Annotated in this window: 17 protein-coding genes and 1 pseudogene; 13 read left to right on the plus strand and 5 right to left on the minus strand. The window is 39.0% G+C overall.

Annotated elements, in window-relative coordinates; translation table 11 throughout:
• Positions 1–29 precede the first annotated feature (29 nt).
• Together CYP51_RS00615 and CYP51_RS00620 are read left to right on the plus strand one after the other, a co-directional pair.
• Positions 30–467 carry a pyridoxal-5'-phosphate-dependent protein gene (locus CYP51_RS00615; RefSeq protein ID WP_103623977.1) on the plus strand — a complete coding sequence of 146 codons (438 nt, stop codon included), beginning with the start codon at positions 30–32 and terminating at the stop codon, positions 465–467.
• 20 nt (positions 468–487) lie between these two features.
• Entirely contained in the window at positions 488–1,930 is a 1,443-nt protein-coding gene (locus CYP51_RS00620) for a potassium/proton antiporter (RefSeq protein WP_103623978.1), read from the plus strand.
• 612 nt (positions 1,931–2,542) lie between these two features.
• On the opposite strand, the gene CYP51_RS00625 is transcribed toward CYP51_RS00620, so the two are convergent.
• Positions 2,543–3,814 (minus strand): O-acetylhomoserine aminocarboxypropyltransferase/cysteine synthase family protein, encoded by a 1,272-nt coding sequence (locus CYP51_RS00625; protein ID WP_103623979.1) that lies wholly within the window; start codon positions 3,812–3,814, stop codon positions 2,543–2,545.
• Between the two features lie 106 nt (positions 3,815–3,920).
• Here CYP51_RS00625 and CYP51_RS00630 point away from each other — a divergent pair, with 106 nt between their 5' ends.
• The 11 genes from CYP51_RS00630 to CYP51_RS00680 all read left to right on the plus strand — a co-directional run bounded on the left by CYP51_RS00630 (position 3,921) and on the right by CYP51_RS00680 (position 13,202).
• Positions 3,921–4,253: a hypothetical protein gene (locus CYP51_RS00630; RefSeq protein WP_103623980.1), complete on the plus strand. Its 333-nt coding sequence runs from the start codon at positions 3,921–3,923 to the stop codon at positions 4,251–4,253.
• Positions 4,250–4,873: an HAD family hydrolase gene (locus CYP51_RS00635; protein ID WP_103623981.1), complete on the plus strand. Its 624-nt coding sequence runs from the start codon at positions 4,250–4,252 to the stop codon at positions 4,871–4,873. The genes CYP51_RS00630 and CYP51_RS00635 overlap by 4 nt, the downstream gene beginning before the upstream one ends.
• A 48-nt stretch (positions 4,874–4,921) precedes the next feature.
• Positions 4,922–5,176, plus strand: coding sequence for a DUF2018 family protein (locus CYP51_RS00640; protein ID WP_087578691.1), 255 nt, complete (start codon positions 4,922–4,924; stop codon positions 5,174–5,176).
• A complete protein-coding gene (locus CYP51_RS00645; protein ID WP_087584352.1) occupies positions 5,169–5,600 on the plus strand; it encodes a hypothetical protein in 432 nt (143 codons plus the stop codon). The genes CYP51_RS00640 and CYP51_RS00645 overlap by 8 nt, the downstream gene beginning before the upstream one ends.
• A gap of 10 nt (positions 5,601–5,610) precedes the next feature.
• Entirely contained in the window at positions 5,611–6,504 is an 894-nt protein-coding gene (locus CYP51_RS00650) for a polyprenyl synthetase family protein (RefSeq protein WP_103623982.1), read from the plus strand.
• Entirely contained in the window at positions 6,504–7,787 is a 1,284-nt protein-coding gene (gene hemA, locus CYP51_RS00655; RefSeq protein WP_072594950.1) for a glutamyl-tRNA reductase, read from the plus strand. Before CYP51_RS00650 ends, hemA begins: the two co-directional genes overlap by 1 nt.
• Positions 7,777–9,477 carry a proline--tRNA ligase gene (locus tag CYP51_RS00660; protein ID WP_103623983.1) on the plus strand — a complete coding sequence of 567 codons (1,701 nt, stop codon included), beginning with the start codon at positions 7,777–7,779 and terminating at the stop codon, positions 9,475–9,477. Before hemA ends, CYP51_RS00660 begins: the two co-directional genes overlap by 11 nt.
• Entirely contained in the window at positions 9,474–9,905 is a 432-nt protein-coding gene (locus CYP51_RS00665; RefSeq protein WP_103623984.1) for an FxsA family protein, read from the plus strand. Before CYP51_RS00660 ends, CYP51_RS00665 begins: the two co-directional genes overlap by 4 nt.
• Before the next feature lie 8 nt (positions 9,906–9,913).
• Positions 9,914–10,843, plus strand: coding sequence for a hydroxymethylbilane synthase (hemC, locus tag CYP51_RS00670; RefSeq protein WP_103623985.1), 930 nt, complete (start codon positions 9,914–9,916; stop codon positions 10,841–10,843).
• A gap of 3 nt (positions 10,844–10,846) precedes the next feature.
• Complete coding sequence (locus CYP51_RS00675; protein ID WP_103623986.1) at positions 10,847–11,197, plus strand: Imm10 family immunity protein; 351 nt, start codon at positions 10,847–10,849, stop codon at positions 11,195–11,197.
• A 196-nt stretch (positions 11,198–11,393) separates the two neighbouring features.
• Complete coding sequence (locus tag CYP51_RS00680) at positions 11,394–13,202, plus strand: menaquinone biosynthesis decarboxylase (RefSeq protein ID WP_103623987.1); 1,809 nt, start codon at positions 11,394–11,396, stop codon at positions 13,200–13,202.
• A 144-nt stretch (positions 13,203–13,346) separates the two neighbouring features.
• Here CYP51_RS00680 and CYP51_RS00685 read toward each other — a convergent pair.
• The 4 genes and pseudogenes from CYP51_RS00685 to CYP51_RS00700 form a co-directional block, all read right to left on the minus strand.
• Positions 13,347–15,449, minus strand: a pseudogene (locus tag CYP51_RS00685) (RNA degradosome polyphosphate kinase); the annotation flags it as partial.
• Between the two features lie 181 nt (positions 15,450–15,630).
• The gene (locus CYP51_RS00690; protein WP_054196503.1) at positions 15,631–16,215 is read right to left on the minus strand and encodes an NUDIX domain-containing protein; all 585 of its coding nucleotides are present in this window, start codon (positions 16,213–16,215) and stop codon (positions 15,631–15,633) included.
• Positions 16,200–17,567 (minus strand): magnesium transporter, encoded by a 1,368-nt coding sequence (mgtE, locus tag CYP51_RS00695; RefSeq protein ID WP_103623989.1) that lies wholly within the window; start codon positions 17,565–17,567, stop codon positions 16,200–16,202. Before mgtE ends, CYP51_RS00690 begins: the two co-directional genes overlap by 16 nt.
• Before the next feature lie 9 nt (positions 17,568–17,576).
• Positions 17,577–18,746: a peptidoglycan DD-metalloendopeptidase family protein gene (locus tag CYP51_RS00700; RefSeq protein WP_103623990.1), complete on the minus strand. Its 1,170-nt coding sequence runs from the start codon at positions 18,744–18,746 to the stop codon at positions 17,577–17,579.
• Positions 18,747–18,857: the final 111 nt, after the last annotated feature.

The raw sequence follows: 18,857 nt of genomic DNA on the forward strand, positions 1-18,857 counted from the left end.
AAAACATAATAAACAAAAAAGGGCTAAAAATGGCAGCAAAAATTTTCTCACCAGTTGATATCTCATCAATAATAGATCTTGAAATAGCTTTTATAAATCGTTATAAAAATGTAAAAGATTATGCAAAAAATTTATCTTTGATATATTTTTCTTTGCCAAGCACTAAAGAGTATAGTGAGCTTTTTGAAAAATTTTTAAGACAAACTGATGTTGTTGTAAGAGAGAATGAGCATTATGTGGTCGTACTTCATGGAACAAATGAAAGAGGAGCTAGCGAACTATTATCAGGTATTCAAGAGTTTTTAAACGCTGAGCCAATTGATTTGATAGTAAGCTATCCAAAAGACGGAAGAAACGCTAAAGAGCTTACTACTAAGCTTCAAGATGAGATAAAAGATAATTACGGTGTATTGCTTGAAATGCTTTCAAATCAAGAAAAATTTGAAGCTTTTGAAAGCATGATTTAATATAATTTTGTGGAGCTTGTTTGGAGAATTTACTACTATTTTTTGCAGTTTTGCTTATAACTAGTATTCTTCTTAGTAAGATCTCTGATAAATTCGGAATTCCATCTTTAATAATATTTTTAGGTGTTGGCATGCTGGCTGGCTCAGACGGGCTGCTTGGTGTAAATTTTGACGACCAAGCAATCGCTCAAAATGTCGGCATGCTGGCACTCATATTTATACTTTATGCTGGTGGGCTAGATATTGATTTTGCAGCGATTAAACCGATTTTTGGTAGAGGTTTGGCTCTTGCAACACTAGGTGTTTTTTTAACTGCGCTAGCTATCGCTCCAGTAGCAAAATATCTGCTTGATTTTACTTGGGCGGAGGCCTTTTTACTAGGCTCCATTATCTCTTCAACAGATGCAGTAGCGGTATTTGCCATACTAAGAGCTAAGAAAATTTCACTTAAAAATAGCATTGCGCCATTGCTTGAACTTGAATCTGGCTCAAACGATCCAATGGCGATATTTTTAACTATGACGATCATTCAAATGATCTCACTAAATAGCACTCCAAGTGCGTCAGAGTGGGCGATCACACTTGTTAAGCAGTTTGGCATAGGTATCGCTATGGGCTATTTATTTGGCGTTGCTTTGCCAGCTATCTTTAATAGACTTCGCCTAAAAAGCTGGGGCCTTTATCCAGTTTTTTCTATCGCTTGGATATTGCTTTTATACACACTTTGCTTTAAGGTTGGCGGTAATGGCTACCTGGCTGTTTATATTGCTGGAATTTTTATAAACAAAAAAGAGTTTTCTCACAAGAAAAATTTGGTCGGTTTTCACGACGGTATCGCTTGGGCGATGCAAATAGTTGTCTTTTTAACACTTGGTCTTTTGGTAAATCCTTCCGAGCTTCCAGCAACAGCACTAATGGCGCTTGTTTTGGCCTTGTGGCTTATGTTTTTTGCAAGGCCACTTGGTGTTTTTGCATCGCTTGCATTTTCAAAATTTAAGATAAATGAGCAAATTTTTATCTCCTGGGTTGGGCTAAGAGGCGTTGTGCCAGTTGTGCTAGCTACCTATGTTTATGTCGATGGCGTACGTGATGCAGATATGATTTTTAACATTATATTTTTTATGGTTTTGATTTCTATTTTGATACAGGGCATGTCGCTTGGCTTTGCAGCTGATAAATTTAAGGTTAAAGAGAGTGAGCAAGAGGATGTTAAGGCAGTAGAAAACTCTCCGATCTTAAGCTACACACTTCGTCAGCATACCATCCACTATGGCTCAAAACTAATTGGCAAAGATTTGGCTCAGCTTGAGCTTCCAACTGAGTTTTTAATAATCCTAATAAAGCGTAAAAACGAGTATCAAAAGCCGACTGGCTCAACAATCTTTGAAGAAAATGACTTGCTACTGATACAATGCGAAAATCAAGTGCTTTATCAAGATACGATTAAGTATTTGACTTATTAAAATTTTGATAAAACTTGCCACATTTCATTTCTCTTTGTAAATTTTTAAAACTTTACTCGCTTGCCTTAGCAGACTACTAAAATTAGGCTACACTTCGTTTAGCACTAAATTTAGAGCCGTGATATGCTCGCTCATAAATTTTAAAATTTGCCAGAGTTTTTAATAGCATGCGGCGCGTTAGTACCTTTGTGTGCTACCTCTAATATGCGAGTGGTTTTAGTGGATTTTTAAAAGAGAGATAAGGAGACGACTTCTCGTATATGCCGTGTAGTTGCGAGCCTGCGAAGTAAAATTCAATCCCCCCCCTTGTCTCCATTTTGATGAAACAAAACTTTAAATTTCTAAAAAATATTTTTGCAAATTTTAAAATTCCATTCACTCGCAAGAATTGACTACTAAATTTTGGTTTCGCAAAGCTTGCCACTAAAATCAGAGCTGAAATTAATCGTTTATGAAATTTTAAAATTCGATAGACCTTTAATTAAAGCTATGCGATGTGGCGTATTTTCAGTGTATGAGAAAATTTACATTGATTTATTATTTTGGTCAAAAGCATACAGAAGGTTTAAAAGTTGAGTTAAATTTCTAGCCCAAAATGAGCTAGAAATTTGATTATTCTAAGGCTTGAGCCAGATCAGCGATTAGATCCTCAGCGTTTTCAAGGCCTATGCTAACTCTTATTAGCTCTTTTGTGATGCCGGCTTTGATGAGCTCTTCACTGCTTAGCTGTTGGTGGGTCGTTGAGGCTGGGTGTGTGATGAGTGACTTTGTATCGCCGATATTTACCACGATTTTAAAGAGTCTTACGCGCTCTAGCATCTTTTTTGCGCGCTCAAAGCTATCAGTCTCAAAGCAAAATAGCCCATTTGCCATGCCATCTTTAAAGTATTTTTGCGCCTTTGCGTGATCTACGTTATCGGCAAGCCCTGGGTATGCCACGCTTTTTATATGTTTGTGAGAGTTTAGAAATTTAGCCACTTTTAGCGCGTTTTGCGAGTGTCTCTCAACCCTAACAGCAAGCGTTTCGAGGCCTTGTATGAGCTGCCAAGAGTTAAAAGGAGAGATCACAGCACCGATATCGCGCACGATAGCAAGCCTCATTCTTAGCGTATAGATATCAAAACGATCCGTCATATCAGCATATACGATGTCGTGATAGCTCGCGTCTGGCACGTTAAAGTGCTCATATCTCTTGTTGCCTTTTAGCTTTTCGTTTAGGTGATTTGCGCTTACGACCACACCTGCTAGGCTAAGGCCCTGACCGCTCATGTATTTGCTTGCACTATGCACGCAAACATCGACTCCGTGGCGAAGTGGCTGAAAGATGATAGGCGTTGGTACGGTGTTATCAGTGATGCTGATGATGCCATATTTGTTTGAGGTTTCTACGATTTTTTCGATATTTGGGATAGAAATTTGCGGATTTGAAAGTGTTTCAAAAAATATAGCCCTTGTTTTATCATCTATCAAGACCTCCAGATCATCAGCCGTGTCGCTGTCAAAGACTCTGGCCTCTATGCCAAATCTTTTTAGTGTGTGCGTAAAAAGTACTGTCGTGCCGCCATAAATTTTTTTGGCAATGATGATATTATCGCCTGCTTGGGCTAAATTTATAATGCTGTAAAACAAAGCTGACTGACCGCTCGCAGTCGCTATCGCAGCGGCTCCGCCCTCAAGTGCAGCGACCCTTTTTTCAAAGATATCTGTCGTTGGATTGCCAAGTCTTGTGTAGATGTGGCCACCATCTTTTAGATCGAACCTAGCAGCCGCAGTCTCGGCGCTTCCAAAGTCGTAAGCTGTGCTTTGAAAAATAGGCACAGCCATCGTGCCAAAGCCCTCATGTGTGTCGTAGCCTACGTGGATCGCAGCGGTTTCTTGCCTCATTTTTGCTCCTTTTATGGTAATTTTGGCGTAAATTATACATTAGCAAAGCCAAAATTTAGGGGATAAAATCAAATTTTGATATAATTTGCCAAAAAAAAGGAAAAATTTGAACCAAGTTACGGACAAATTTAAACGTGTAAAATATCTTCGTGCACTAGAAAAATTTGCAAAATCAGCGATAAACGGGCTAAAAAGAGATGATTTTGACGAGGCTGAATTTCGCCAAAGAGTGGAGAAAAACGCGAAAGTCATCGAAAAAGTCGAGGCTGTCTATCTTGATCAGCCATACTCAAAGGTACTAGAAAATTTTATAAATTTGCTTATCAAAAATGCCTCAAAAGAAGAGCTTTTAAAGGCGGCAAACCTACTTGATAAGCTCAAAAATCAAAAGACATATAAAAAAGAAAAACATAAAAATAAATTTAAGGATGAGGATTGAAAGTAGTTATTCTTGATATGGATGGCACAGTGATCGATAGCGGCGAGGCGATATATAAAACGGTAAATGAAGTAAGAGATGAGCTAAATTTGCCCCCACTTGAAAAAGAATTTATTATAAAAGCGATCAACGAGCCAGGTAGAAATTTGCCCCTTGAGTTTTATGGCATCGATATGCCAAGCAGGAGCTTAAAAGAGGGTTTTGAAGAGAAATTTAAGAAATTTTACGATGAGTGCGCGACTACATATGAGGGCGTAAAAGAGCTTTTGCAAAAGTGCAAAGAGGCTCATTACAAGGTCGTTTTGGCAAGCAATGCACCACACGATACGCTAGAGAAAATTTTAAAGAAAAATGAAATTTATGAGCTATTTGACGAGGTTATCGGCGCTAGCAAAGAGATACCGCAAAAGCCTGATCCTGCGATGCTTTACTTAGCTGTTAGTAAAACTAAAGCTAGTAAGGCGATCTTTGTAGGAGATAGCCTAAAAGACGAGCTAGCTGCCAAAAATGCAAATATGCCTTTCTTACAAGTTAGCTGGGGATTTGGCGAGGAGAGCAAAACTGCCACATATAACGCTAAAAATGTTAGCGAAGCTTGGGAGATAATATTAAATTTTTAACTTAGTTTTAATTGGCTATAATCTTAAGAAATTTTCAAAGAAACAGCGATGATAGATATATTTGAGGGCAGTGCGAGGGATAAATTTTATGACATTTTGTTTAACGCAAATGCCGTTTTGGTTAAAAACGAGATAGATAAAATTTTTGAAAAATTTGTGGCTATGAGCGAGCTTTGCGAAAAGCATGGCATTAGCGAGGGCGAGATCAGAAATTTTATAGTCTCAGAGCAAGATAAAATTTATAACGGAGTAAATGACCTATATATCGAGCTTAGCGGAGAAATTTTAAGCCAAAATGAGTAAGATTTTCGCGCTCATTGCTTTGCTTGCCTCCATTGCTTTTGCAAAAGAGCCAAATTTTGATCCAAGCTCAGTGCATACATTTGAGCTTAAAAAAGATGAGTGGGCTAGGGTCTTTATAACTGAAAAGCGAACTCAAAGGGTTGAAACGTTTGACTTTCGCTGGACGCTATTTGATAGTACAAATATCACCGTGCAAAGCTTTTTTAGGCGCTATCCAAGGCAGATGGTCTTTTCACTAAGACAAGGACAGAACACCTATATGCAGCGAGTTTTGCCTGATTTTACGATGCCGCCAAATGAGAGCGTGAGCCTTTACATATCGTTTATTGATTTTAAGGATAAAAAGGCGCATTTTAGGGTGGCTCTGCTAGATGAGAGCAAGCGTGTGGATGTGGGTTTTAGAGATCCAGATGAGGCTAAATAGAAGGATAAAAATGGATAAAATCGATGAAATAATGGGTAAATTTATAAGCGAGCTTGGCTACAAAGAGGCGTTTGAGATGTTTTTAAAGATAAGCTCTGGCAAAAAGCTTCGCTCAAGACTTCTTTTAAAGATCGCGGGCGAGAGCGAAATTTCTCTTAAGCTTTGCGCTATCATCGAGCTCATCCACCTTGCAAGCTTACTGCACGACGACGTCATAGATGAAGCGAATATAAGACGCGGCAAGCCAAGCATAAATGCACTTTTTGGTAGTAAAAACTCAGTCATGCTAGGCGATATCCTCTACTCAAAGGCCTATTTTGAGCTTACAAAATTTGACCCAAACATCGCAGCTGTCATCTCAGATGCAGTCAGCAAGCTAAGTATCGGCGAGATGATGGATGTGAAAATGGCTGAAAATTTTAATGAAAACGAGCAAGAATATTTAAAAATGATCTACTATAAAACAGCTGTTTTGATAGAAGCCACGGCTATTTGCGGAGCAAAGCTAGCTGGCAAAGATAGCGAGAAATTTGGAATTTATGGCAAAAATTTAGGCCTTGCGTTTCAGATCGTTGATGACATATTAGACATAACTCAAGATGAGAAAACGCTTGGCAAGCCAGCACTCAATGACTTTGTCGAAGGCAAAACGACACTTCCTTACATTTATCTTTATAAGAGCTTAGACGAAGCTGGTAAGACAAAGCTTAAATCGCTTTGGTCAAAGAAGCTAAACGCGGGCGAAATTTCATGGCTAAAAGAGGAATTTGTTAAGACAACTTCGCTTCAAAAAGCAGTAAATGAAGCAAAAAGGCTTGGAAATGAAGCGATAGAATCGATAAAAGAGTATAAAAACGCCGAGCTTGAAGGGATCATAAAAAGCATGATAGATAGGGAATTTTAATGCACTATTTAGATATAAGTTTTACATATAAAAATACTGATATTTCAGTCAGAGAAAAGCTTGCATTCGATAGCGATGAGAAAAAAGAGCAAATTTTAAAACTACTAAGATCAAACAAAAGTATAAACGAATGTATGGTTTTAAACACATGCAACCGCGTCGAGATAATTGCAAGCGTTAGTGATCTAGAAAGTGCAACGACGCATGCGTTTAGATGCATGTCTGTATTTTCAGGTGTTTTTGAAGATGAGCTTTATGAGAGGGCTGATATTTATGAAGATAGCGGAGCCGTGCACCACCTCTTTGCCGTGGCAAGCTCGCTTGATAGCCTAGTCGTCGGCGAAACGCAGATCGTTGGCCAGCTAAAAAATGCTTTTAAATTTGCTTACGATAGCTCAGCTTGCGGCGAACAAATCAGTAAAATCATCCACTATGCATGTAAATGTGCTGCTAAAGTTAGAAATGAAACTCAAATTTCTAAAAACCCTATCTCTGTTTCAAGCGTTGCTGTGGCAAAAGCAAAAGAAATTTTTGGCACGCTTGAAGGCAAAACCGCTATCGTCGTAGGAGCTGGCGAAATGGGCGAGCTAGCAGCAAAACACCTAATCTCAAGTGGCGCAGAGGTGATCATTATAAACAGAAGCTCCGAGCGTGTTGAGCAGCTAGTTGATAGCCTTGGTGACAACGCTAGCTGGGATAGCATTTTAAAATTAAAAGAGTATGTAAATAATTACGATCTAATATTTTCAAGCACCGCAGCCCCGCACGCTATCATCACAAACGCTATAATCGAACCGAGAGAATTTCACAGATACTTTTTTGATATTGCCGTACCAAGGGATATTGATCTTATAAATACAGAATTTATTAGCGTCTATACGGTCGATAGTTTAGAGGAGATAGTAAGGAAAAATTTAGCCCTAAGAGAGGAGCAAGCACAAAAAGCTTATTCAATCGTAGGTCAAGGCACAAGCGAATTTTTAAAAATTTTAAAAGAAGATATGAGTGTGCCACTAATAAAATCGATCCGCAAACAAGCTGAAATTTGCGCTAAAAACGAGCTAGAAAAAGCGATAAAAAAAGGATATTTAAAGCATAGTGATTATGAGGAGGCACAAAAGCTCATTCATCAAGTTTTTAAAGCCTTCTTACATCAGCCAACGATGAAGCTAAAAAGCCTTGCGGATGAGGAGAGATCTAGCGAGCTTTCAAATGGAGTTAGATTTTTATTTGATATAAAAGAAGAGCAAAATTTTCAAGTGGGAGATATAGATGAGATTTAGTAAATTTTATGCACCAACGACCAAAGAAGCACCAAAAGACGCATCTTTGCCAAGCCATAAATTTTTAATAAGAGGTGGATTTGTCGAGCAGATAGGCTCTGGTCTTTATAACTATCTACCGCTTGGAAAGATCATGCATGAGAAAATTTCTCGTATCGTGCGAGAGGAGATGGATGAGGCTGGAGCGCTAGAGGTGAGCTTTAGCGTGGTTACTTCAGGCGAGCTTTGGAAGCAAAGTGGACGTTACAATGTCTTTGGCAAGGAGCTTTTGCGCTTTAAAGATAGAAAAGAAAATGATTTTGTTATAAGCCCTACAAACGAAGAGGCAGCCGTTGCTTTGGTACGTGGCAAGGTGACTAGCTACAAGCAGCTACCACTAAATTTATACCAGATAAACACCAAATTTCGTGACGAGGCAAGGCCACGCTTTGGCTTGCTAAGAGGGCGAGAATTTACAATGAAAGATGCTTATAGCTTTCACTCAAGCAAAGAGGATCTAAAGCGTGAGTTTGACCTTATGGAGGTAACTTATAGTAAAATTTTCACTCGTTTGGGGCTAAATTTTAGAGCTGTTGAGGCTGATAGTGGAGCTATCGGTGGTAGCGGCAGTAAAGAATTTATGGTGCTTGCAAGTAATGGCGAAGATGACATCCTTTGCTGTGAGGCTTGCAAATACGCTGCAAATATAGAGGCTGCTAGGAGAAAAGCTAGAACAACCGATGCTGAAGCACCAGAGGCTGACGCGGCTAAATTTAAAACACCAGATACAAAGACTATAAAAGGTGTGGCTGAGTTTTTCAAAGTTAGCGAGTTTTACTGCATAAAAGCTGTTATTAAAAAAGCTATTTATGAAGACAAAGAAGAAGTTGTGGTCTTTTTTGTAAGGGGCGATGACGAGCTTCAAGAGACAAAGGCACAAAACGCTTGCAAGGCACTTGAGCTTGTCGATGCTAGCGAAGAAGAGATTATAAGAGCTGGGCTTGTGGCTGGATTTTGCGGACCAGTTGGGCTAAAAGATGTAAAATTTTACATAGACAACGAGCTAAAAGGCGCAAATAATATGATATGTGGTGCCAACGAAAAGGATTACCACTTTGTTGGCGTTAGCGTTAGCGGATTTAACGAAGAGAGATTTAAAGACCTTGTAAAGGTAAAAGAGGGCGATAAATGCCCAGAGTGTGGCGGAAATTTAAAACTTAGTAAGGGCATAGAAGTCGGTCATATCTTTCAGCTAGGCGATAAATATTCAGCTGCGATGAATGCGACATATCTTGATGAAAACGGTAAGGCTAAGCCATTTTTGATGGGCTGCTACGGCATTGGCATAAGCAGGCTTATCGCTGTAATGATAGAGGCTAGCCACGATGAGAAGGGCTGCATCTGGAAAAAAGAGTGCGCGCCGTTTGATGTGGAGATCATCATCTCAAATTTAAAAGATGAAGCGGGCGTAAAATTTGCATTTGAGCTTTATGAGAGCCTTAAAAAAGCTGGCGTTAATGTCATCATCGATGATAGAAACGAGAGATTTGGCGTTAAGATGAATGATTTTGAACTCATCGGCTTCCCTTATGCGCTGCTTGTGGGTAAAGAATTTTCAAATGACAAGGTCGAGTTTATAACAAGAGATGGTTTAAGTAAAGAAACGATCGGTGCGAACGAAGCTTTTAAAAAGATAAAAGAAAGCTTATGAGATTTTTTGCTTTTTTGTTTTTTTTGATAGAAGCGATATTTATCTATCTTTTTGTTGATAAATTTGGCTTTTTAAACTACTTTCTTGAGGTGCTTGTTTCTGGATTTGTGGGTATCGCACTTCTTTTTAATGCTGGATTTTCTAGCTTAAATTCGCCTCAAGTGGCGTTTAAAAGCTTTCTTAGCGGAAATTTATTTAGTCAGTTAGGGCTTAGCTTTGGCGGAATGCTTTTGTTTCTGCCAGGAATTTTAACAGATGTTTTTGGTATAGCCGTAGTCGTTTTTTCTTTGATATTTAAGAAAAATGCAGCGAAAAATGAGAGCTATCAGGAGTTTAAATTTCAAAATTTTAGCGAGCATGGCACTAAAAAAGATGATGGCGAGATTATCGACGTTGAGGTTATAGAAGAGCCAAAAAGAGTAAATTAGGAGAGATGATGAAAGAGATAAAAATAGCAACTAGAAAGAGTATCTTAGCTCTTTGGCAAAGCGAGCATATCAAAGCTAGAATAGAATCAAAACATAACGATATAAAAGTTGAGCTTATTGGCATGAAGACAAAGGGCGATGTTATCCTTGATACGCCACTTGCGAAGATCGGCGGTAAGGGGCTTTTTACAAAAGAGCTTGAAGATAGCATGCTAAAAGGCGAGACTGACATCGCAGTGCATAGCCTAAAAGACGTGCCAGTAGTCTTTCCAAAAGGACTTAAACTAGCAGCGATTTGCTCACGCGAGGATACAAGAGATGCGATGATAAGCGAGAAATTTGCTAAATTTAGCGACTTGCCACATGGCGCGAAAGTTGGTACAACGAGCCTACGCCGTAAGATGCAACTACTTATCATGAGGCCTGATCTTGAGATCGTTTCGCTTCGTGGAAATGTACAAACTAGACTTAGAAAGCTAAAAGAGGGTGAATTTGACGCGATCATTTTGGCTATGGCTGGCATAAATCGCTTAAATATCAAGGCTGAAGTAGCGCACATCTACACATTTGGCTTTGACGAGATGATACCTGCGATGGGGCAGGGTGCTCTTGGGGTAGAGGCTAGAGATGAGAAGCAAATTTTAGATGAGATCTCTTTTTTAAACGACGAAAATGCGGTTATAGAAACGACCATAGAGCGTGACTTTGTAAGCGTTTTAGAGGGCGGCTGCCAGGTACCAATTGGCATAAGCGCAAGGCTAAAAGGTGATGAAATTTCTATCGATGCGATCGTTGGTCTGCCTGATGGAAGCGAGTTTATAAAAGATAGCTTAAAGGTCAGCAAAGATAAATTTCAAAGCGTTGGCAAGGAGCTAGCTCATAAATTTATAGAAAAAGGGGCGAAAGAGCTTTTAAAACGCGCTGAAGAGATGGCTTAGAGTGTGTTTGAGCTAAAATTTAAAGCAAAAGCCCTAACCGCTACTAAAAATAGCAAAGACAACTACTATATGATCGGTCTTGCAGACGACAAATACGACTATAAAAACTACATAATCTTTCAAAGACCGATCAGACTCAAAAAAGATGACGACGAAAACGCCGATATAAACGGCCTATACGCAGAGTGTAATGGCGACGTTTGCTATAACGCTTGCAAAAAGGTTAAGATCACTGATAAAACTATTATTTTTGAGGTGCAAGATAGCGTTATTAGCGTTGATATAGAGGGTGTTCAACTTAACGAGCGCTTTATGAAATATAGCAAAGAGATATTTGGCGAGCTGCTAGAGTAGTTTTAAATTTAATCATTCGCCTGCTTTGCCGCCATTTTTTAGCTGTGGCGAAAGAGCGTAAAATTATTATCATTGCGATAAAAATAGACAATAAACTAAACGCCACACAAACTGCCTTTGCGTGCAATAACAAAATATTAGCATCGCCTTTTTTATCAAATTTTAGCTATCATCTTTAAAAATTTAAGGGAAAAATATGGACTACATCAAGCTTTTAAAAGAAAATAATCTACTTCGTGTTATCGATGAGCCAACAGATATTGATCTCGAGATCGCACATGCAAGCTATATCGAGGTCAAGCGTGAGGGTTCGCAAGCGCTACTTTTTACAAACCCAGTCTGTAAAAAAACTGGGCGTAAATTTGCCCCAGTGCTTACAAATATCTATGGCTCAAAACACGCACTTGAGCTGATATTTGGCGTGCAGCCTGCTGAGATCGCAGCTGAGATAGAGAAGCTTTTAAAGCCCAAAAAACCTGAAAGTTTTAAAGAAAAGCTTGATTTTTTAACCTATCTTTTTAATATGAGAAAAATTTTTACTAAGAGATTAAAAGGCGAGGGCGAGTGTCAGCAGGTAAAATTTATAGGCGAGGATGCTGACCTTTTGAGCCTACCTGCGCTAAAGACGTGGCCACATGATGGTGGTGCTTTTATTACAATGGGGCAGGTCTATACGCAAAGCTTGGACGGCTCTTTGCAAAATTTAGGTATGTACCGCCTACAAATTTATGACAAAAACCGCCTTGGCATGCACTGGCAGATCCACAAAGACGGCGCAAATTTCTTTCACGAGTACAAGCGTGTAGGTAAAAAAATGCCAGTTTCAGTAGCCATTGGCGGCGATCCACTCTACATCTGGTGTGGGCAAGCACCGCTTCCAAAGGGAATTTTTGAACTTTTGCTTTATGGTTTTATCCGTAAAGAGCCAGCCAAACTTGTAAAATCCTTAACGAATGAAATTTATGTCCCGTACGATACAGACTACGTGATAGAGGGCTTTGTGGATACGACTAAGAGTGAGCTTGAGGGGCCATTTGGCGATCATACTGGCTTTTATACGCCTATCGAGTCTTTTCCAGTGATGGATGTAACGGCGATAACTAGCAAGCGTGAACCGGTATTTCACGCGACTGTGGTTGGAAAGCCGCCACTTGAGGATAAATATATGGGCTGGGCGACTGAGAGGGTTTTTTTGCCGCTTTTGCGAACGACCGTGCCTGAACTACTGGACTACAATATGCCTGAAAATGGCGTTTTTCACAACCTAATCTTAGCCAAGATAAATACGCTCTATCCAGCTCATGCAAAGCAGGCTATGCACGCATTTTGGGGCGTTGGGCAGATGAGTTTTGTAAAACATGCCATTTTTGTTGGAACCGATGCGCCTGAGCTTAAAAATTATAATGAATTTACTAGCTTTGTTTTAAATCGTTTTGGTAGCCAGAGTGTGCTAATAAGCCAAGGTGTGTGCGATCAGCTTGATCATGCTAGTCCAAACTCGTGTTTTGGTGGCAAACTCGGCGTAGATGCGACGCAAGACTTTTGTAAATTTAGCCCTGTGGTTTTAAGCGACAGTGAACTTTTGGCTAAATTTCAAAGCGTTACGCCAAATGTAAAAGAGCTTAGGCAGTTTAAAACAGATACCAAAACGCCTATTTGTGTTGTGAAATTTGAAAAAGATTGTGTGGTAAAAGAGCTTTTTGACAAACTTTTGACATTTAGAGAATTTTTCAAACTCCTTATCGTTGTAGATATGCAAAATCACCTTGAAAACCCATATATGCTACTTTGGCGCGTGACAAACAATATCGATGCATTGCGTGATATTTTCATAGATGGTGAAAATTTCTGCGTAGATGCGACGAGCAAGGACGAGCTAGAGGGATATACGCGTGGCTGGCCGTTACAAACGGATTGTGACCGCGAAGTAGTTGCTGATCTAGTTAAGCGCGGTATCGTAAAAGATGAGCCAGAGTTATTTAAAAAATTTGAAATATTTGGCTAGCTTTGAGGTGCTCAAGCAAATTTATAAATTTGCTTTTTGCTGCGGATTTGAAATTTTTAATAAGACTTGCTTAATCAAATGCTAGTGTTTGTTTGCTAATTAAAAATAGCTTTTAGACTAGGTCTAAAAGCTTAATTTGTTTTTTTAGCTCTCTTTTAAGAGTTTACTTGCGAGCATATCGGCTTTTGCTTTATCTGTATCTTTTTTTACGGATTTGTAAATTTTAGATATATAATTTTCCAAAACTTCGTGGCAAGATATTACTTTTTCATTTTCACCTCTTGCTACTTTTACGTATTCACCGCTATTTTGTAGCTCAAAAGCTAGGTCGTTATCGCTTAGCTGAAGCTCTAAAATTTCAAGTAGTCTCTCTTGAAGCCTTGGCTCAAAAATAGGTGTCATAAGCTCCAAGCGACGCTCTAAATTTCTTGGCATCCAGTCAGCACTTGAGATATAAATTTTTGGCTGAGCATGTTTAAAATATAAAATTCTAGCGTGCTCTAAGTATTTGCCAATTATTGAGCGAACTTTTATATTTTCGCTTTTGCCTTTTATGCCAGGCCTGAGTCCGCACACACCACGAACTATGAGATCGATTTTGACACCTGCGTTTGATGCGCGGCTAAGCTCATTTATCACATCTTCGTCGATTAGCGCATTCATTTTGGCAATGATCCTACCCTCGCTGCCTTTGCTTGCTTCTACTCTTATCTTTTCGATGATGCGCTCTTTTATCTGAAAAGGCGACATGCTAAGAGCGTTTAGACGGCGATTTTTATTATATCCTGAGAGGATGTGAAAAAACGAAGTCGTATCTTGGCTAAATTCTTCTTTGCTCGTAAATAGGCTCACGTCGGTGTAAATTTTAGCCGAACTGCCGTTGTAGTTGCCTGTGCCAAAGTGCATATAAAATTTAAGCTTATCGCCGATTTGGCGGATGACCTGGCTAACTTTTGCATGCACCTTAAAGCCTGTGATGCCGTATATCACGTGCGCACCTGCGTCTTCAAGTGCCTTTGCCCAGTGCAAGTTATTTTCCTCGTCAAACCTTGCCTTTAGCTCAACCATCACGGTTACTTGCTTGCCGTCACTTGCGGCGTCTATTAGACTTTGAATTATTGGTGAGCTTTTATCGACTCTATAAAGTGTCATTCGAATAGATATGACTTTTGGATCTTTACTAGCTTCTTTTATAAAGCTTACAACTGGATCAAAACTCTCAAATGGATGCACTAAGAGCACATCTTCTTTATCTATGGCGTCAAATACCGAGACACCATTGCCAAATGGCGGTAGCGTTTTTGGAACATAAGGTGCATTTGCCAGGTGGGTAAAATTTTTGCTTCCAGCTATCTCCCAAAGCGAGCTAAGAGTGAGCGGAATGCTTGAAAAATAGACATCTTTATGAAAAATTTTCATATGAAAATTTAAGAAGTCCAAGATATCAACGTCTACGTTTTTATCGATTTGCATACGAACAAAAGCCCCTTTTCTGCGAAGCTTTAGCCCTTGCTCAAGTATCATCATAAAATCATCCGCCTCTTCTTCTTCGATGACGATATCAGCGTTTCTCGTCACTCTAAAAGCAGCTGAGCTAAGTAGCTTATACCCTGGAAAAATTTCTTCTGCGTGGCGGTGTACTATCGTTTCAATCGGCACAAAAACATTACTACTTGGCTGTGTAAAACGTGGCAAGACTCTTGAAATTCTTATCATGCCGTATTTTAAAATTTCTGGATGCTCAATATCGGCAAGCTTAACTGCAAGCGAGAAGCTAAGGTTGTTTAGGTGCGGAAATGGATGAGTCGCATCAACAGCGATAGGAACGATGACTGGCAAGATATTTGAGAAAAAGTATTCGTCGCACTTTTGCTTCAAGCTATCATCAAGCTCGTCATAATTTTTTATAAAAAGCCCCTCTTTGCTAAGAGCATTTACTGTTTTTTTATAGTGATCTTCTACTAAATTTTGCTCATTTTGTAAATATTTTCTAATCTCTCTTAGCTGATCAAGTGGGCTCATGCCATCGCCACTGCTTGTAGTAGCTCCAGCTGCGAAAAGCTGCTTTAAGCCAGCAACTCTGATCATATAGAACTCGTCTAGATTTGTCATATAAATAGCTATAAATTTTAGCTTTTCAAGTAAAGGGATTTCCTTTTCACACTGAGCGAGCACCCTTGAATTAAAGCGTAGCCAGCTTAATTCTCGGTTTATAAAAAGAGTTTCATTTTCGCTCATCATCTTCTCCTTGTACGTTTTTGAGTTATTTTATGATATGTGCGGTTATAAAGTTCTTACTTTATTTAAATTTTTGGTTACAATAAGCCAAAACTTAAATTTAAAGGCTTGTTATGTCTGATTATATGATATTAGTTGGTATCTTTTTAGTGGCAGTCGTTGTTTTTGCGCTTATTAAAAAGATATCGTTTTAGCTTTTAAATTTCTCCCACCACAAATAAGCAAAGATAAGCCCAAAACCCTTGACTTTGCTCTCGTCAAAGGCAAATTTCATCATATCTTCTCGTTTTATAAAAACAAGCTCGATATCTTCGCCATCGACGCCACCGCCAGAATTTACCTTCATACTCTCATCGATCTTTGCGTAAAACATCGTTTGTGTGTTGCCTCCAAAGCCAAAAGCACCGTATGTCATTGTGATACGCTCTATCTCTTTTAGCTCATAGCCCACTTCTTCGATCGCTTCTTCTCTGGCTGTTTGCTCTTCGCTAAGTCCTTTATCCATAAGCCCTGCGCAAAGCTCATAAGTAAAGCCTTGTTCATTTGTTTTGATGCCTTCTTTCTCTTGTGAGTACCAAACAGCCGGGCGAAACTGCTTTACAAATAAAAAGGCATCTTTTTGCTCGTGATATAAAAAAATACTAACGCTATTCATCACTTTTACGCAGTCCCAATCTCTTTGAACACCATTTTGCATAAATTTCATCTTAAATGGCTTTAGGTATTTTGACTCATCAAGAGGCAGAATTTCTAAATTAGTTATAGTAGTATCCATTTTGCAAGTCCTAAAAAGCTAAAAAATCCTATCGCATCAGTAAAAGTAGTAAGAATGACGGCTGAGCCGACTGCAGGATCTATGTTAAAACGCCTTAGAGTAAGAGGTATGATCGTGCCAAAAAAACCAGCAAAGAATAAATTTGTGACCATGCTAAGCCCAATAACAACGCCAAGCATACCTTTGTCAAACCAAACAGAGGCGATTATGCCCATTACCACACCAAAGATTAGTCCATTTATGAGTGAAATACTAACCTCACGTTTTAGAACATTTTTGGCATCTTTAAACTCGATCTCGCCAAGTGCTAGACGGCGAACCGTAACGGTAAGTGCTTGTGTGCCGGTATTTCCACCCATTGATGCAACTATTGGCATTAAAACAGCAAGAGCGACGTAGGCTGCGATTGTCTCGTCAAAAAGTCCGATTATAGACGAGCTAAAAAGAGCTGTTAGTAAATTTATACCAAGCCAAACCGCACGACCACGACCAGCCTTAAAAAGCGTATCGTCCTCTTCTGACTCGTCATCAACGCCGGCTAGGTTATAAATTTGCTCAGTTGCACTCTCTTGAATGTAGTCGTGGATGTCATCAGACGTGATACGACCAAGTAAAATTCCAGTGCTACTAGTAACTGCAATAACGTTTAGATCGTACTCTTGAAACATATCAGCGACATTTTGCATAAGGTCCATATCATTTGCAACGTGTGGTTTGTAGTGATCGATCTGCGCTGACTCGATATTTTGCTTTAGCGTCTTTGTAAAATCAAAAAGTATAAGATCTTCAAGCGGGATAGCGTATTGTAAAACACCGTTTTTATCGATGATAAAAAGCTGCGAGATATTTTCTAGCTTGCCTTCTTGCTTTTCTCGTCTAAGTCTTGCTACTGCATTGCCAAGCTTTTCTTCAAGGTGAGCCGAAAAAAGCTCTGTTTGCATGTGAGCACCAGCTCTATCTTCTTCGTAGCTTCTAAGTCTTAAAATTTCATTTTGGTTTTCTCTGTCAAGCTCGTTAAAAAGCTCTCTAGCTTTATCTTCGTCGATATCCTCAATGTATTGAAGCAAGTCAGTCGCATCATCGCTCTCTAGCTCTTCAAGTGCTTCTACGATCTTTTCAGCTGGAAGTTGTTCGATCACATCTTTTAGCATGTGATCAGGTAGCTCGATAGCAACGTCGCCTAAAATTTCAGGGTCTAGCTTCTCAAGATAGTGAGCAAAAAGCTCTTCGTCGTGCTTTTTAAGTGTTTTTAGGTGTTGGGCTAGCTCGTAAGGTGAGAGTTCGTTATCTTCTAAATTTTCATCTAAATGCTGATCTATCAGCTCTTTTGCTTCTTCTAGTTCTTGGCTCAAGTTTTACCTTTAAAATTCTATTACATTAGGGAAAAATTCCACTTTGTGATACTCTTTTTCATTACTTAAAGCATTTTTTATTAGCTCGTCATTTTTGCTAACAACTGCTTTAAATTTAGCTGATTCTTTCTTATCCTCTAGGCTTTTAACGACTTTTATTGCACTTTCTGGATTAATAGGTTTATTGTCCCTATAAAGACCAAAATGAAGGTGTGGTCCTGTGCTCATACCGCTTGTACCAACGTAGGCTATGAGCGTACCTTGTTTGACTTTTAAACCACCTTTCATACCTTTAGCAAAGCCATTTAGGTGAGCATAAAGTGTCTCGTAGCCACCAGCGTGAGAGATGATAACGGTTCTGCCATATCCGCTTTTTTGTCCGACAAATTTAACCGTGCCATCGCCTGCAGCTTTGATTGGTGTGCCTTTTGGAGCACCGTAGTCAACGCCAAGGTGCGCTCTATATCTTTGTAAAATAGGGTGCCATCTTTTTAGGGTAAAAGCTGATGTGATTCTAGCATTTGCAAGAGGGCGGACTAGTAAAAATTTATCATTTTTCTTGCCGTTTTTATCATAAAATTTATCTTCAAATTTATACATGACATATCGTTTATTTTTTGTTTCTATCATCGCAGCATAGATTTCTGGAGTACCAAAAGAGCGTCCCATGCGTATTTTTTGATTATAAACGATAGCGATCGTATCGCCTTTGTTTATCTTTTTAAAATCAATGCCACTTCCTTTAAAAATTTCTTTAAAGCCAAGAGCTAACGTGCCAGAGCCAGTGTAGTCAAAAATGTCTTCGGAGACCGATTTGTCAACCTTTAAGGCCAAAAATTTATCCTCACTTTGATAAGAGATGGGAAGAAATTCGAGCTTAAATTTATCATTATCATCTCTAAAAATATGCATTTGAAGCTCGTCACTAACAGGGATTAGTACTTGTTTGGTATTGCCGTTGTCGTCTTTATAAATTTGATACTTTGTGCCAGCGATGATCTCTTCTGTTAGCTCTTGATCTTCGGTTGCTAAGTTGTAGTAAAGTGAAAGTGGGATTTTGTTTGTCTCTAAGAAATTTAAAAAATTGCTACCATTTGGCCAGCTGAGCTCTTCGACACTTGGTTTTATAGCGTATAAATTTATAGATAATATTGCAAAAATTATAAAAATACGAGGCATTAATGTCCTTTTAAAAAGCTGGTGGGATTTTAACTAAAACTTGCTTTAATTTTGCAAAAGATAAAGCATTTTAGGCTATAATCGCTCTAAAAATTTAAACTTAGGAGATAT

The organism is Campylobacter concisus, assembly GCF_002912895.1.
Classification (GTDB): Bacteria; Campylobacterota; Campylobacteria; order Campylobacterales; family Campylobacteraceae; genus Campylobacter_A; species Campylobacter_A concisus_G.